Origin of the sequence: Campylobacter concisus (assembly GCF_902460545.1) — a bacterium.
Taxonomy (GTDB): domain Bacteria; phylum Campylobacterota; class Campylobacteria; order Campylobacterales; family Campylobacteraceae; genus Campylobacter_A; species Campylobacter_A concisus_AE.
This window is the reverse complement of record NZ_CABPUE010000002.1, coordinates 36,514-53,161: the sequence shown is the minus strand read 5'-3', so window position 1 is coordinate 53,161 and position 16,648 is coordinate 36,514. Positions and strand designations below refer to the sequence as shown.

Genomic DNA, 16,648 nt, shown 5'->3' with positions numbered 1-16,648 from the left:
ATATATTTACCCTTTAAGCTTAAAAATTTAAATAAATTTGAGCTAATTATGAGCTTTTTATATAATAAAAAAGTGATATTATTATTAAAATAACAATTTATCTAAGCTATATTATTAAATATAGCTTAAAAGCTACTATAAATTTTTTTCCAAAAGTCGTTTTATCTAGGTTAAAAGTCAAAGCTTAAAAAAATAAAGTAGTAATTAATATTTAAAATATTAAATATCTATATAATTTCATTAATACATTTTTTTATAAGGAGAATGGTTATGGCAACCAGAAAAGAACACGATTTTATAGGTGAGTTGGAAATCTCTGACGATTTTTATTATGGTATCCAAACATTTAGAGCTACCGAAAATTTTCACATGAGTGGTAGAACTTTAAAAGAGTATCCATACTTTGTAAAAGCATTTGCACAAATCAAAAAAGCAGCTGCACTTGCAAATAAAGAGGTTGGCGTTTTAGATCCTAAGATCGCTGATACTCTAGCAAAAGCCGCTGATAGAGTAATAGCTGGTGAGTTTTTGGATCAATTTGTGGTTGATATGGTTCAAGGTGGTGCTGGAACAAGTACAAATATGAATGCAAACGAGGTTATCACAAATATCGCACTTGAGAGCATGGGTCATAAAAAAGGTGAGTATCAATACATTCATCCAAACGATCATACAAACCTTGGACAAAGCACGAACGACACTTACCCAAGCTCAATAAAAGTAGCAACTTACGCAAAACTTACTGATTTACTTGCTGCGATGAATCTACTAAAAGATGAACTTGATAAAAAAGCAAAAGATTTTAAAGATATCATTAAAATGGGTAGAACTGAGCTTGAGGACGCAGTTCCTACAACACTTGGAAATACATTTAATGCATTTGCAAGCTACATTAAAAGCGATATCGAAAAGATCACAGCTGCACGCGAGTCAATGACATATCTAAATATGGGTGCAACTGCGATTGGTACAGGTATTAACTGCCACCCTGATTATAAAAATGTAGTTGTTAAAAAGTTAAAAGATATCACTGGTGTTGATTTCAAAAAAGCTGATGATTTCATCGCAGCTACACAAGATACAGCAGACTTCGTTCACGTAAGTGGTGCATTAAAAACTGCTGCCGTCCGCCTAAGCAAGATCGCAAACGACCTTCGTTTGATGAACTCAGGTCCAAGATGCGGTCTTGGCGAGATAAATTTACCGCAAATGCAACCAGGCAGCTCAATCATGCCAGGCAAAGTAAATCCAGTTATCGCTGAGGTTGTAGGCGAAGCGTGCTATGAAGTAATCGGTAACGACGTAACTATCATGCTTTGCTCAGAAAGAGGCGAATTTGAGCTAAATGCATTTGAGCCAGGCATTGCTTATGCGTTATTTAACTCTATATTTATCCTTGAAAACGCGATGAAAACACTAGCTGAAAAAGCTGTAAGAAAACTAACAGCAAATCCTGAAGCTTGCTTAAAATCAGTTCTAGGCTCAGTTGGTATCGTAACTGCATTTAACCCGTACATTGGCTATGAAAAATCTGCAAGCATCGCTAAAGAGGCTTTGCAAACTGGTAAAGCAGTTGGTGATATCTGCCTAGAGAGAGGTTATCTAAGCAAAGAGGAGATCGATAAAATTTTAGAGCCAAAAAATATGCTAAATCCAAGCATGGTTAGGTAGAAATTTAAGCAAAGTATTATTAAAAGCGTGTCAAAATTCTGACACGCTTAAGTAAAAATTTTAGTTATAAAATTTAATAGAGGAGTTTTCAATGGATATTTCATTGATATTACAGTTGATCGTGCTCTTTGGTGCGATATTCTTGGGTGTTAGATTAGGCGGTATGGCTATTGGTTATGCTGGTGGCATCGGCGTCGTAGTTTTAACTTTAGGACTTGGATTAAAAGCAGGTAGTATACCTTGGGATGTTATTTTAATCATTATGTCCGTTATAGCTGCTATTACAGCGATGCAAGTAGCTGGTGGCCTTGATTATTTGGTACAAATAGCTGAAGGGATACTAAGAAAACATCCAAAATATATAAATTTCTTAGCCCCAGTCGTTACTTACTTGCTAACTGTATTTGCTGGTACTGGACACACAGCTTTTTCTATGATTCCAGTTATTACCGAAGTTGCAAAGACACAAAATATTAAGCCTAGCGCGCCTCTTAGTATAGCTGTTGTTGCTAGTCAGATAGCCATTACTGCAAGCCCAGTTTCAGCGGCGGTTGTATTTATGGCTGGTGAGCATGCTTTGGGTGGACTTGGCATTAGCTATCCATTACTATTAGCTATCTGGATACCTACAACTTTTATTGGTTGTATGCTAACAGCTCTTGTTATAAATATATTTTATAATCTTGATCTAAGTAGCGATAAAGAGTATCAAAGAAGACTCAAAGAAGGGCTAATCAAAGATGTTAAAATCGAAGAGAAAAAAGAGCTTCCAAAAGGAGCTAAACTTTCTGTTTTAATATTCCTAGTTGGCGTTATCTCTGTCGTTTTATATGCTACTGCTATTAGTAAAAATGTAGGCTGGATAAAACCAAGCTATGTAACAGGCTATGAAAAGATTTATGAGACCAAAAGCCCAGATAAATTTAATGAACTAGTTGCAAAAGATATAAAAGTCAAAACTGACTCAACTACTAATGTAAAATATGTAGAAGATCCAGATAAGCCTACAAAGGTGTTGGTATTAACTAGAGATAACGCTATTATGAGCTTTATGCTAGTTATCGCTACTTTAATCACACTAACTTGTGGCGTTAAAGTCGATAAGCTATTTAATACAGCTACATTTAAAAGTGGTATGACCGCGTGCGTCTGCGTGCTAGGTGTAGCGTGGCTTGGAGATACTTTCGTGGTAAATCACACTGATGCGATCAAAAATTTTGCCGGCGATTTTGTTAAAGACTATCCGTTTATGCTAGCTGTTGCGCTATTTTTTGCTAGTATGCTTCTTTATTCTCAAGCTGCTACCGCAAAGGCACTTATTCCTACAGTTATAGCCGCACTTGGTTTAACTGCTGCAAATAACGGTGACGCATATATTTTAGTTGCATCATTTGCTGCAGTTTCAGCATTGTTTGTGTTGCCAACATATCCGACACTTCTTGGAGCCGTTCAAATGGATGATACTGGAACAACTAGGATAGGTAAATATATATTTAACCACTCCTTTTTTATTCCAGGTGTTTTAGCTATTGCTTTTTCTGTCGCACTTGGATTTTTGATAGCTCCGATACTTTTATAAGTATTTTAAATCAAACTTAAGCCGAGATCTCTCTCGGCTTTTTAAATCCCTTTAAAATTTTTAATTTCTATTTAAAATCCTTAATCAAAATTTTATATTCAAATTTTTTATAAGATTGCGTTAAAAATTATATTAATTAAATTTATCTTTTTTAGAATTTTACTCATTTTGATATTAGAATACTCATTTTTTAAAACCAAAAATCTAAATATAAATATTAAGTAAAATTTAATTTTATTTTCAACTTTAAATACTAGAATAACTAAAGGCAAATATCTTTTAAAGGGAGAAAGATGAGCTTAAATAGACGAGAATTTTTAAAATTCGGTGCTGGAGTTAGTATGGTTGCATCGTCCTTACCGGGCGGTGCTTTAGAAAATGCTGCAAAGCAAGATGAGAAGTACGTCCGTAGCTTTTGCGAGATGTGCTCTTCAAGATGCCCTATTGAAGCAAAGGTCGTTGATAATAAAATTTGCTTCTTAAGCGGTAATCCAAAAGCTGGCGGTACGGCGACTTCGCTTTGTGCAAGAGGTGGCTCTGGTTTTAGTCAGCTTTATGACGAAAATAGAGTCAAAAAGCCTTTGATCAGAGCTGGCGAGCGAGGCGAAAATAAATGGCGCGAGGTTAGCTGGGATGAGGCACTTGACTATGTCGCTTCAAAGATGCTTGATATCAAGCAAAAGTATGGTCCTGAAAGCTTTGTATTTACCTGTAAAAGCTCGCAAACACACAAGCTAATGGTAAATTTTGCCTCAGCTTATGGCTCGCCAAACTGCTTTTCACACTTTTCATGCTGTCCGATCACCTATCAAATGGTCTGCGAGTAGATGTATGGCATCGCTAAGCTAAAAAGAGACTTTGCAAATGCAAAATACGTTGTAAATTTTGGTCACAACCTCTTTGAGGGCATCGTCATAGCTGATGCTAAAAAGCTTGCTAAATTTGCAGCTAGCAAGGATACAAAGCTACTTGTGCTTGAGCCAAGATTTAGCGTTGTAGCTTCAAAGGCTGATGAGTGGCTGCCAGTTAGACCTGGCACTGATCTAGCTTTTGTGCTAGCTATCATAAATACATGGATACAAAATGGCACTTACGATAAGGAATTTATAGAAAAATTTACAATTGGCTTTGATGAGATCGTTAAAAGCGTAGAGGGCAAAACGCCTGAGTGGCAAGAGGCGATCACTGGTATAAAAGCAAGTGATGTTAGGCGAATCGCTGATGAAATTTATAAAGCTGCCCCAAGAGTTATTTTTGATTTTGGGCATAAGACAACCACTACAAGAGCTGAATATATGCGAACAAAAGCCATCATGGTGGCAAATGCGATGATGGGTAACTGGGAGGTCAAAGGTGGTCTTTTTGGTGGCAAGAATGCAAAAACCTTTAACAAGCTAGTTGGCGAGGATAAATTTCCAGTTCTTAAAAATCCAGATGAGAAATTTAAAGTGCCAAAAGTCACTAGACTAGACTTCGCTGGCGAGGCTGGTAGGCATAAATTTGTAAGTAGAAAACATGGCGTTTTGATGGATATAAATGACGCTATCTTAAACGAAAAGCCATACGCCATAAAAGGCTGGTTTAACATCCGCTTTAATCACCTAATAAACGTTGCTGAGACGATGAAGAGCATAGACGCGATAAAGAAGCTTGATTTTATCGTGGTAAGCGATGTTTATCTAAACGATATGGCGACCTTTGCTGATGTCATCTTGCCTGAGAGCAGCTACCTAGAGCGCGACGAGGGCATAGAGGATAAGTCAGGTCTAAAGCCAGCTTATATGATAAGAAATAAAGTTATTGATCCAGTCGGTGACACGAGAGACGGGGCATTTATCTTTAGAGAGCTAGCACGCCGCATGAAGATAGATGAGCTTTACACTTGGAACGACATACGTGAGTTTAGGATGCAGCAAGCTGGCGGAGATGTAAATTTACTTGCTACGCTGGAAAAAGATGGCTTTATCACGTGGGATGAACCGGGAATTTTGTTTAGAGAAAAGGGCATGATCGATAAATTTGTTGCTAAATATCCAGTCGCATCTAAATTTATAGGTGAAAATGGTCTAATGGATGATATGGCTAAGCTTAAAACAAAAAGCGGCAAGATAGAGCTATTTTTGCCTGATGTCGAAGCGCAGTTTGCAGGATATGGCGCGCTAAATGATAAAGATATGGACACATTTGACGGACATGATCTTTGTCTAACTTGTGGCAAAACGCCTATTCATACCAATGGACATACTCAGGCGGTGCCGTCGCTTCATGATCTTATGAGTGATAGCCCTATCTGGATAAATCCAAAAACAGCTAAACGTAAAAATTTACGTGATGGCGATATGGTTGTGGTGAAAAATAAATTTGGCGAGCAAAAGGGCAAGCTCATGGTGACCGAGGGCATTAGAGAAGATACACTCTTTATCTATCACGGCTTTGGACACATCACTCCAGCTCTTAAGAGTATAGATCACGTGGGGCTTAACACAAGCGTGCTTCTTGATCCAGCTGAGGGTCCGGTGGCTGCGACTATGGTTACAAATGTTGGCGTTAGCATAAGTAAAGCGTAAGGATAGAAAATGAAAAAATATATGATGATACATGATGAAAATTTATGCATTGGCTGTCAAGGCTGCTCGGTAGCTTGCAGAAGTGCAAACAACGTGCCAAGGGGACTTTACCGCTTGCAGGTGCATGCGAAGATGAGTGGGACATTTCCAAATTTAAAGACTGATTTTTTGCGTCAAAGCTGTGTTATGTGCGAAGATGCACCTTGTGTTGAGGTTTGCCCAACTGGTGCTAGCTTTAAAACAGCTGATGGCGTTACGCTACTTGATCATAGAATTTGCGTTAGTTGCAAATACTGCATCCTGGCCTGTCCATACGACGCTCGTTACGTCTTACCAAATGGAGAGATAGGCAAATGCACATTTTGCTATGAGAGTAGGCTAGAAGAGGGCAAAGAGCCAGCTTGCGTTAGCGTCTGCCCTACAAATGCCCTAACTTTTGGCGACGTAAATGATGAAAACTCTAAAATTTCAAAGAAACTAAAAGAGAGCAAATACTACTTGCCAAAAGCGGAGTTAAACACAAAACCTTCACTTGCGATGATCGCAAATACAAAAGGAGCACACCATGAATAACATGTCAGGAAGCCTAGCTCAATACTCTGAAATTTACTGGGGCTGGCCGATAGCCGTTTATCTATTTTTAGCAGGACTTAGTGCGGGTGCTAGCATCGTTGCTGTGCTCATTTCAAAAAAATATGGCAAAGAGAACTACTATTTTAAAGCAGCTGCTCTTATCGCTCCAGTGGCGATCGTCCTTGGACTTGCTCTTTTGGTGCTTGATCTTGGCAAGCCGCTTAGCTTTTACTGGATACTCTTGCTTTACAACTTCGACTCAGTCATGTCAATAGGCGTTGCACTGCTTCTAGTTTATACGCCTCTTAGCGTTATATACGCAGTTGGCGCATTTAAAAACGAGATCGCAATGCTTAAAATTTCTCTTTTTGACATGATTTCAAATTTGGCTGAAAAGATTTCAGGGCCAATAGGAATTTTACTTTTCATCCTAGGCATTGGTGTTGGTGCATATACAGGCTTCTTGCTAAGCGCAGCTCACAAGATCGCACTTTGGAATACACCAGTTTTACCAGTATTATTCTTAGTCTCTGGCTTAAGCTGTGCTGGTGCATTTACGCTATTAATTGGTGTACTAAAAGATAAAGAGAAAAAACATAACGATGCTGCACACTATTTATTAAAATTTGACTTTTTTGCGATTATAGTTGAGTTTTTACTTATAGTTGCACTTTTTGTGCTTGTTTCAAATGCAAGTGCAAGCGGCGCAAATACAGTTGCTAGTGCGCTTAGTGCAAATTATCTCGGTTTGATGTTTTATATAGGTGTTATTGGTTTTGGTATGGCTTTGCCTATCATTTTAGACTTAAGCGTTTTAAAGGTGCATGATTTTAAACGCGAATTCGCCGTAATCAACGCATTATTCGTAATATGTGGCGTCTTTTTGCTAAGGTGTTACATAGTTTACGCAGGTCAAATTTTTATTTAATACTTAAAAAAGAATTTTAATTTGGAATTTACCTATTAAGTATTAAAATAGATACAATTCTTATTAAAGTTTGTTTTTTAGGAGAGTGTTTTGAAGATTTTGCTTTTAGAAGATGACTTAGGGTTTCAAGAGAGCGTCTGCGAGTTTTTGCAGACGCTTGGTTATGAAGTTACAGCGGTGAGCGACGGTCAAGAGGCTTGCGATATGATAGAGAAAAATTTCTATCACCTCTTTATACTTGACATAAAAGTTCCTGGCGTAAATGGACATGAAGTTATCAAGTACATAAGGAGCTTAAATCCAAACGCTCCTATCATGATAACAACATCTTTAGTTGATATAGGCGATATGGCTATTGGCTACGAGCTTGGCTGTAACGAATACCTAAAAAAGCCATTTGAGCTTGCTGAGCTTAAATTTAGAGTAGCTGAGCTTATGAGAAAATACTATGGAACTGATGATAAAAACATAGTAAAGATCAATGACGAGTTTAGCTTTAATCTAAACAAGCGTGCGCTATTTAAAAACGGCAAAATGGTCGATCTTAGCGCAAAAGAAGTTGCACTTGTTGAGTGTCTAGTTTCACGTCTAAATTCTTACGTCAGCATGGAAGAGCTAAGAGATCTTGTCTGGAATGATAAAGAGATAGAAGGCGCTGATATCAGAATGCACGTTTTAAAGATAAGAAACAAAACAACCAGTGACTTTATCACTTCAAAGAGGCGTATAGGCTACAAGATAGATGCACAAGAGCTTTAAGATTCAGATCATAGCGACATTTGTCATAATGTCGCTATTTTGTTTTCAAAGCTTTGTGATCTTAAATTTAAGTCAAAAAAATAGCACTTCAAAAGCTCTTTTTGGTGCTATGAAACATGAAAATATCATCAAAAATTCATTTCTAAAAAACGAAAACATAGCTATTTCTTTAAAATATAAATTTGCAATCTACGATGTAAATTTTAAACCAATCATCTCAACTCTCACAAAACAGCCAAGTAGCTTTAAATTTGTAACACTTGAAGAGGACGGATATCTATTTTACAAGAGCTTTTTTATAAAAGATAAGACTCCTTATTATGTCGTGGTCGAAAATGAACTTGACAATAAAAAAAGTATATTTCTAGCGGCACTTATGCTCCTTGTCATCCTTGTGGCTGTGCTTTTTATCGTTTATTTTTTATATTTAAGCAGCGTTAAGCCTTATAAAGACTTTCAAAAGTATATGAACAACTTCTTTAATGATGCTATGCATGAGCTGAAGACTCCCCTTGGCGTAGCTGGTATGAACCTTGAAATGCTAGGCCTTGATAATAAATACATTACCCGCATCAAAAACGCTCTAAAACAGATGCAAATAACCTACGAAGATGTTGAGTATTTCATAAAGCGAGGCTATATAAAATTCCCACTCGAGCGGCTAAATTTAGGCGAATACATAATAGAGCGAGTGAAATTTCTCTCAAGTGTGGCAGATGTTAAGCACATAGTTATAAATACAAATTTGGTAGATGATGCTTATACCACACTAAGCAAAGTAGAGGCGCAGCGTATCATTGATAATACGATTACAAATGCCATAAAATACAGCCAAAAAGAGAGCGAAATACTAATAAATTTAAGCTTTGAAAATGACCGGATAAAGCTTAGCGTACAAGACTTTGGTAAGGGGATAAAGGACGTTAAAAAGGTCTGGAAAAGATACGTCAGAGAGGATGAAATCCAAGGTGGCTTTGGTCTTGGGCTAAATATCGTCAGTGAAATTTGCCAAAAACATGAAATTTCATACGGTGTTGATAGTGTATACGGCGATGGCAGTACCTTTTACTATAAATTTAAACGAGCTTAGATTAAGCATAAAAGCGTAAAATGAAGCCTTAAATTTAGAAGGAAAAACTTTGGATAGAATTGTTGAAATAGAAAAAGTAAGCTTTGAAAACGACTTTGAAGTCTCGCTTAGACCGACAAAATTTGAAGACTACATCGGACAAGAAAAGATCAAGCAAAATTTAGATGTCTTTATAAAAGCAGCCAAAAAGCGAAATGAGTGCCTAGATCACGTGCTATTTTACGGCCCTCCAGGACTTGGTAAAACCACCCTTGCTCACATCATCGCAAACGAGATGGGTGTAAGTATCAAAATGACCGCAGCGCCGATGATAGAAAAGAGTGGTGATCTTGCGGCGATCCTTACAAATTTACAAGAGGGCGACGTGCTTTTTATCGATGAGATCCACCGCCTAAGCCCAGCTATCGAGGAGGTGCTTTACCCTGCGATGGAGGACTTTAGGCTAGACATTATCATAGGCTCTGGCCCAGCTGCCCAGACTATCAAGATAGACTTGCCAAAATTTACGCTAATAGGAGCAACGACACGTGCTGGCATGATCTCAGCGCCTTTAAGAGACCGCTTTGGAATGGACTTTAGGCTGCAGTTTTACACAAGTAGTGAGCTAAGCCGTATCGTACAGATCGCCTCAGCCAAGCTTGGCAAAGAGTGCGACAAAAACGCCTCACTTGAGATCGCCAAACGCTCACGTGCCACGCCTAGGATCGCTCTTAGGCTACTAAAGCGTATCCGCGACTTTGCCGAGGTAAATGACGAGCAAATCATCAGCCACGAGCGAGCAAAAGAGGGACTTAACGCACTTGGGGTAAATTCGCTTGGATTTGACGAGATGGATATTAGGTATTTAGAAATTTTGATGCAAGCAAGGCGCCGTCCTATGGGGCTTAGTACGATCGCAGCGGCACTTAGCGAGGACGAGGGCACGGTTGAGGATGTCATCGAGCCATATCTGCTTGCAAATGGCTTTATCGAGCGCACTGCAAAGGGTAGGATCGCAAGTGCGAAGTGCTTTGAGACCTTTAATGTCAAGATTGACATCGAAAAAGGGCTTTTTGAGTAGCAAAATTTAAATTTGGAGCAAAAATGGGCGAGCCACATCTTTGTCCTAAGTGCAAGCAAAGGACGATTTACTTTGATGGGATCTGCTATGATTGCAGACAAAAAGAGAAGCTGGAGTTTTATCAAGGTTTAAGCGAGACTGAGATTAAACAAAAGCTAAAAAATGTCCTAGCTCACACAGACGAGATAGGCAAATACGATGAAATTTACAGCGATCTTGTCTATATTTTCTACCTGCACGGCATTTGCGACGAGCAGATAATAAGAGAAGTGACCAAAGAGTGTGAGTACTATCCATTTGAAATTTACAAAAACGCTCCAAGTGACGTGAGAGATGAGCTCATAAATAGTCTAAATAGCGCTGAAAATATCGTAAAAATAAATCACATCCTTTGCGCACTTGCCTGGCAGGGCGATGAGGTGGTAAGGGAGCTATTTTTTAAGCTCTATAATGCGCCAAAGCCTTGGAAGGCAAAGCTTCACGTCGATACTGATGCATACGCTCAGGTTGCTGGCTGGAGCTTTGATGAGAGTGGTAAGAGAAGAAGCCTAGTTTTTGGTAGGTGTTTTACATGTGGGCCAAGCCAAAACGTAGACGCAAGCATTAAATTTAAAGCACTAAACGATGAAAAATGTAAATTTTGTAGCGGTGAGATGATGAAATTTACCATCAAAAAAGAGAGCTTAAAGCGACTTGGACTAGAGCTTAAAAATGACACTGTGCTTAAATTTTGCCCAACATGCGTTGGCTTGGTGCAGTATTTTTGCCAAAATGACGGCAATAGCGTGCAAACAGAGATAGTGGGCGAGGGCGAGAGTGAGGACTATTTAAGAGATGCTGTGACGACTCTTGATGGGCAAAATTTCGAGCTAGCCAGCGAGGTTTGCGCTCACTACTCATATATGATAGATAGCGAAATTTTGCTTGGTGGATATCCGCAGTGGGAGCAAGATGCTGAGCATTTAAAATGTCCAAAATGTAGCAAAAGCATGAAATATCTAACACAAATTCCTCTTGGAAGTCTAGTAGAGGGCGAGGGAACTATATATGTTCAAATCTGTGATGAATGCGAGATCGTCGGGGCAAATTTTCAGTGCACGTAAAAGGCTAAATTTGTAGGAGCTTTTGAGCTAGAAATTTTGCGTAAAACTATAAATTTATCTAAATTTACTAAGCGTCAGTAGCATGCTAGAAATGTCAAAGGCCTAGCCACACTTGCTAGCTTTGCAAGCTTGATGGCAAAGAGCTTGAGCAAATTTGGGAAGCAAATGAGCAGCTTTGATAAATTTGCTATAATTACCCCATTTTAAGGGAGCAAGATGAACAATAGACTATTTTTTGGAATTTTTGTATTTTGTGCTTTGGCTTTGGTGGTCTATCTTTTTAGACCATATCTGCTTGATATTTTTATCGCTGCACTGCTTGCTGTCGCGGTTTCAAATGTCCAAATCGCATTTTTATCGCTCACTAAAAACCGCAAGACGCTTTCATCGGCGCTTACCACGTCGGTGCTTCTTTGCTTATTTATCGCCCCACTTCTTTATGCGGTGGTTGAGATCGCAAAATACGCGGCTGGCTTTGATATAAACAATGTCACAAAGACTATCGAATTTATCAAAAATTATGATTTTAGGATGCCTGAGTCGATAAATTTTTTAGAGCCAAAGATAAAAGAATTTATCGGCGGACTTGATATTAAAATGCTTTTTTCTCAAATTGCGACAAATCTTGCAAGTCTAGGTAAGTTAAGCCTTAAATTTGGCGTTGATATGATCATTATCTTGGTCTTTTTCTTCTTTTGCAATCTTTACGGCAATGAACTAATCAGCTATCTAAAATATGCACTTCCGCTAAAACAAGATGACACAGAGTCTATTTTAAGCGAAGTTGGCAATGTGATGAGTGTCGTTTTTTATTCAACCATTGCAAACATGATAATACAAGGCTTTTTATTTGCTATTGTCACAAGCTTTTACGGCTATGACGGCGTGCTAACTGGCATCTTTTTTAGCTTTGCTTCACTTATTCCAGTTGTTGGCGGTATTTTGGCGTGGGCGCCTATTAGCATTTATGAGTTTGCAAATGGCAACACAGCAGCAGCGATAACTATCGCAATTTATACGATCGTAGTGATCTCATTTGCAGCTGATACGCTTTTAAAGCCACTTGTTATTAAATTTATAAACTCAAAGCTGGTTAAAATACCAACAAAGATAAATGAACTTCTTATATTCTTTGCGATGCTCGCAGGTATCACGACATTTGGGTTTTGGGGCGTGATCCTTGGACCGGCGATTGTGACATTTTTTATCTCGACTATCAAGCTTTATACGCTTTTAAGAGAGAGAAATTTCGTATAAAAATAGGAACAAATATGATCTATGAAGATAAATTTATAAAAATCGAGCGTGAAGACAATGAACTTCCTTGGATAAAAATTTTTACAGCAAAGCCCTACCGTGAGCTAAGCGATTGTGATGAAGCGAGTAGGGCAAGGCTATTTGAAGCGATGCTAGTAGCTGAAAAGGCGATGCTTGAGTTTTATAAACCAACCAAAATAAACATTGCAAGCTTTGGAAACTACGTGCCACACGTGCATATTCATGTTATTGCTAGATTTAGTAATGACGCATTTTTTCCAGATAGTGTTTGGGCTAATCCAAAAAGAAAAAGCGAGCTTGTGTTGCCAGAATTTGATAAATTTGCAAAATTTTTAGAAGAAAAGTTAAGGGCTAGTTTTGAATAAATATAAAAAATATCTTAATTTCTATATCATTTTTATCTTTATCATAGTACTTGGAGGGCTTTTTTACTTTCTTTACAGCTCTTATATGGCTGAAAAGATGCAAAATAATATGCGAGTCTTTTTTGATTACCAGGTAAAACAGCTTAATAAAAGTATAGATGATGAGAAATTTTCATCAATGGCGATCTCGATCTTGCTTGCTCAAAATGAATCCATACAAATGTGCTTGCTAGGGCAAAGCCGCGATGAATGTATAAAAAATATCGAAAATTTAACCAAAACCCTTGGCGCAGCATCGATGTATAACAACATTAAGCTTCATATTTATGATAAAGATCTAAAAAGCTATGTAAGGAGTTGGGATCTAAACAGATATGGCGATATGATCGCTAGCAGTAGGTTTTTAGTGCAAGAGTCAAGGCGTCAAAACAAGCCCATGGTCGGCATCGAGGCGTGGTATGCTGGAACGCATATAAGGGCTGTCTCAAACGTAATACGTGATGGTAAAATTATTGGCAACATCGAGGTTTTATTAAATTTTGATTCACTTGGAAATTATTTTAAAAAGCAAGGAATTGATCTATTTGTTCTTTTGGCAAAAGACAAGATGCCATCACGTAAAAGTATTCCAAGTGATCAAATTTTAAATGATTATTACATCGAAAATTTAAGCAGTGCAAATTTAAATATCGTAGGTTTTTTGCGTGATATTAATTTTAAAGAATATGAATTTTACGTTTATAAAACACACTACTTTTGCGTGGTGCCACTAATAGACGCTAGCAACACACAAATAGGCTATTATGTGCTTCATGTAAATACCAATGAAAAAGAGCGAAATATTTCACAAAATTATTTCGAGTCAGAAGAGCTTTTTTAATTTAAGCTATTTAATAAAATTTTTATTTGTATTTTAGATAAAAATGGTGGAAGCGAGGGGGATCGAACCCCTGTCCAAAAACAAAATGCATACAGCCTCTACACGCTTAGCAAAAGTGAAAATTTCATCTAAAAAGGCTCACTTTCCAAAACCAAAATTTAGACTAAGACTAAAATTTCAGCTAGCAAACAGTCACTTTGCGAGCCTACTCTAGCTAAATTGCTTGCTTTTGTCCTAGCTAGAATTAGACTAAGCAAGGCTCAACTGAACTTACGCAGCTTTAGCGTAAGCAGGAGCGAAATTAACGTTGTTTGCGTTTAAATTTAATTTGAGCTTTTTACGCTTTGCTCAAAGCGACGTGCCACCGTACACACTCTGCTCCTGTCGAAGCCAAGTCGCTCCCAAAAAATAAAATGGTTAGTGAATTATTTAGTTAAGTTTTGCAGGCACATCAATGATTTTTGGCTCAAGAACACTAAAATATTCAAAATCGTTCTCGACGTCATCTTTATACTTATTAAACTGATCGCTAATAAGTAGCAACCAATCTATAAATTTATCATTTGCTGGCCCTTTTAGACTTCTTGCCTCTTGAGTTATCTCTTCAGCTAAAGTTGTAAGCTTTAATATCGGATCAAGATGCATGAATCCTGCTGCTGATTTAATATTATGAAAAATCCTAGTAAGCTCTAGGATGCTATCTTTATATTTATCAGCTCTTCCTAAATTTATTATCAAAGGCTCGAGTAAATCGCACATTAAAGCATAGTGAGATAAAAATTCTTCAACTATATCATAAGAGTAATCTATTTCAAGCCTTTTTAATATACCCATTTTTATGTCCTTAAGAAATTGGCGTAATTGTAGCAAAAATTTGATAAAATTGTTAGCCTTTTAGCTAAAAATCCTTGGAGCTTGCAATGAAAAATGAAAAAACCCAGAAGAAAAAACTAAGCATAAATGATATAAAAAACAAAAAAGGCATTGAGCCTATTGTAATGATAACTGCCTATGATGCGCTGTTTGCTAAGCTTTTTGATGATTATGCTGATATTATTTTGGTTGGCGATAGCTTAAATATGAGTTTTAATATGCAAGAAAGTACGATAAGTGCGGACATGAATACCATGCTTTATCATACAAAGGCCGTTTGTAACGGAGCCAAAAATACTTTTATCATGGCTGATATGCCATTTGGTAGCTACACAAATGAAAAGCAAGCGATAAAAAATGCGATGAAATTTTTCAAACAGACAAATGCCGATGCGGTAAAACTCGAAGTTGGCATGCACCAAGTAAATTTAGTGAAGCGCCTTTGTGAAGAGGGCATAAACGTTATGGCTCACATTGGCTTAAAGCCTCAGTTTTATAAATTTGAAGGCGGTTATAAGATAAAAGGCAGAAGCGAGATCGAGGCGAAAGAATTAATTGAAGAGGCTTTAGCGTTTGAGCAAGCTGGAGCATTTGGTATCTTACTTGAGGGCACGATGAGTGGCGTGGCCAGTGAGATAACAAAGCAAGTTCATGTACCAGTTATTGGTATCGGATCCGGAGTAAACGTCGATGGGCAAGTGCTTGTGTGGTCTGATATGCTTGGGTTTTTTGAAGACTTTAAACCAAAATTTGTAAAAAGATATCTTGATGGAGCGGATATTGTAAGAAAGAGTGTGCAATCCTACGCAAATGATGTAAAAGGCAAAATTTTTCCAAGTGAAGAATTTTGCTATTAGGATGATTAATATCCGCATTAAATAGAACGTGACAAAATTAAATTTCTTTATAGCCCTTTATATCAAGTCCAAATCCTGCAAGGCTTACAAATTCTTTATTTTTATTTGAGCTTAAAAGCTCGATTTCGCTTATGCCAAAATACTTTAAAATTTGTGCCCCAATGCCATAATCTTTTTGTGAGCTTGCATCGCTTTTATTACTGTCTAAAAATAGTAACACTCCACCATTTTTACTTAAAAAATCCAACGACTTTAATAAATTATCAAATTTATCTCCGCTTAAAAGTTCATGGTCTTTGCTTATTTTTTGAAATTTTACATTGGTTTGCGCTTTTATCTCTCCGAAAACATAGGTAGCGTGATTTTTATTTTCGTGATCTTTTATGTCATATCTTTTTGCTTCAAAACCACAGATTTTTACACTCTTTGCGGGCGAAACTTCTATTAAGCTTTCGTGGCTAAGTCTGTATTCTACTAATTCAGAAACGCTTATCATGTTTAGGTTAAATTTTTTACAGAATTCTTCTAAATAATCACGTCTTGCCATTGTGCCATCTTCTTTTACAATCTCACAAATCGCTGCCATTGGACTAACGCCAGCAAGTTTGCAAAGATCAACTGATCCTTCAGTGTGACCTGTACGAACAAGGACACCACCTTTTTTTGCAATAAGCGGAAATATATGCCCAGGCCTTACAAAATTTTCAGGCACCGAATCAGTACTAGCAGCAAGTCTAATCGTCATATCACGCTCATAAGCACTTACGCCTGTCGTTGCCTCCTTTGCATCAATTGTGACAGTAAATGCGGTTTCGTGACTGGATGTATTTTTAGAAACCATTAGCGGTAAATCAAGTCTTTTTGCATTTGCTTCATCCATCGCAAGGCAAAGCACACCTCTTGCATGAGTGATCGCAAAATTTACCTTTTGCATATCGCTGCTTGCCGCTGAAAAGACCAAGTCTCCTTCATTCTCACGGTCCTCATCATCGACCATAATTACCATTTTGCCATTTTTTATATCTTCAATCGCTTTTAATACATTTTCAAATGCCATAAATTTCC

14 protein-coding genes, 1 other RNA gene and 1 pseudogene are annotated in these 16,648 nt (G+C 37.6%); 13 read left to right on the top strand and 3 right to left on the bottom strand.

Annotated features, from left to right (window positions below; translation table 11 throughout):
• The first annotated feature begins 270 nt into the window (after nt 1–270).
• The 12 genes and pseudogenes from FZ949_RS02080 (at nt 271) to FZ949_RS02025 (ending at nt 13,853) form a co-directional block, all read left to right on the top strand.
• A complete protein-coding gene (locus FZ949_RS02080; RefSeq protein ID WP_072595163.1) occupies nt 271–1,671 on the top strand; it encodes an aspartate ammonia-lyase in 1,401 nt (466 codons plus the stop codon).
• A gap of 91 nt (nt 1,672–1,762) precedes the next feature.
• Nucleotides 1,763–3,250 (top strand): anaerobic C4-dicarboxylate transporter, encoded by a 1,488-nt coding sequence (locus tag FZ949_RS02075; RefSeq protein ID WP_054196953.1) that lies wholly within the window; start codon nt 1,763–1,765, stop codon nt 3,248–3,250.
• A gap of 293 nt (nt 3,251–3,543) precedes the next feature.
• Nucleotides 3,544–5,817, top strand: a pseudogene (gene phsA, locus FZ949_RS02070) (thiosulfate reductase PhsA).
• 9 nt (nt 5,818–5,826) lie between these two features.
• Complete coding sequence (locus FZ949_RS02065) at nt 5,827–6,390, top strand: 4Fe-4S dicluster domain-containing protein (protein WP_072595164.1); 564 nt, start codon at nt 5,827–5,829, stop codon at nt 6,388–6,390.
• Nucleotides 6,383–7,318 (top strand): NrfD/PsrC family molybdoenzyme membrane anchor subunit, encoded by a 936-nt coding sequence (gene nrfD, locus FZ949_RS02060; RefSeq protein ID WP_148790066.1) that lies wholly within the window; start codon nt 6,383–6,385, stop codon nt 7,316–7,318. The genes FZ949_RS02065 and nrfD overlap by 8 nt, the downstream gene beginning before the upstream one ends.
• A gap of 90 nt (nt 7,319–7,408) precedes the next feature.
• A complete protein-coding gene (locus FZ949_RS02055; RefSeq protein ID WP_148790065.1) occupies nt 7,409–8,077 on the top strand; it encodes a response regulator transcription factor in 669 nt (222 codons plus the stop codon).
• Nucleotides 8,061–9,167, top strand: coding sequence for a sensor histidine kinase (locus FZ949_RS02050; RefSeq protein ID WP_148790064.1), 1,107 nt, complete (start codon nt 8,061–8,063; stop codon nt 9,165–9,167). Before FZ949_RS02055 ends, FZ949_RS02050 begins: the two co-directional genes overlap by 17 nt.
• A 49-nt stretch (nt 9,168–9,216) precedes the next feature.
• Nucleotides 9,217–10,227: a Holliday junction branch migration DNA helicase RuvB gene (gene ruvB / locus FZ949_RS02045; RefSeq protein ID WP_021090089.1), complete on the top strand. Its 1,011-nt coding sequence runs from the start codon at nt 9,217–9,219 to the stop codon at nt 10,225–10,227.
• Between the two features lie 23 nt (nt 10,228–10,250).
• Nucleotides 10,251–11,330 carry a cytochrome C gene (locus FZ949_RS02040; RefSeq protein WP_148790063.1) on the top strand — a complete coding sequence of 360 codons (1,080 nt, stop codon included), beginning with the start codon at nt 10,251–10,253 and terminating at the stop codon, nt 11,328–11,330.
• Between the two features lie 216 nt (nt 11,331–11,546).
• Nucleotides 11,547–12,587, top strand: a complete 1,041-nt coding sequence (locus FZ949_RS02035; protein WP_148790062.1) for an AI-2E family transporter — start codon at nt 11,547–11,549, stop codon at nt 12,585–12,587.
• Between the two features lie 14 nt (nt 12,588–12,601).
• Entirely contained in the window at nt 12,602–12,973 is a 372-nt protein-coding gene (locus tag FZ949_RS02030) for an HIT family protein (protein ID WP_103618946.1), read from the top strand.
• Between the two features lie 97 nt (nt 12,974–13,070).
• Nucleotides 13,071–13,853, top strand: a complete 783-nt coding sequence (locus FZ949_RS02025; protein WP_187424701.1) for a cache domain-containing protein — start codon at nt 13,071–13,073, stop codon at nt 13,851–13,853.
• Nucleotides 13,854–13,897: 44 nt separating this feature from the next.
• Here FZ949_RS02025 and ssrA read toward each other — a convergent pair.
• Nucleotides 13,898–14,256: a transfer-messenger RNA gene (gene ssrA / locus FZ949_RS02020) on the bottom strand.
• A gap of 26 nt (nt 14,257–14,282) precedes the next feature.
• Complete coding sequence (locus tag FZ949_RS02015; protein WP_035167557.1) at nt 14,283–14,687, bottom strand: histidine phosphotransferase; 405 nt, start codon at nt 14,685–14,687, stop codon at nt 14,283–14,285.
• Between the two features lie 86 nt (nt 14,688–14,773).
• Between FZ949_RS02015 and panB the strand changes: the two genes are divergently transcribed.
• Nucleotides 14,774–15,583, top strand: coding sequence for a 3-methyl-2-oxobutanoate hydroxymethyltransferase (panB, locus tag FZ949_RS02010; RefSeq protein WP_103579831.1), 810 nt, complete (start codon nt 14,774–14,776; stop codon nt 15,581–15,583).
• Between the two features lie 37 nt (nt 15,584–15,620).
• Here the strand turns inward: panB and FZ949_RS02005 are convergent, their stop codons facing one another.
• Nucleotides 15,621–16,640 carry a bifunctional 3,4-dihydroxy-2-butanone 4-phosphate synthase/GTP cyclohydrolase II gene (locus tag FZ949_RS02005; protein WP_103579832.1) on the bottom strand — a complete coding sequence of 340 codons (1,020 nt, stop codon included), beginning with the start codon at nt 16,638–16,640 and terminating at the stop codon, nt 15,621–15,623.
• Nucleotides 16,641–16,648 lie beyond the last annotated feature (8 nt).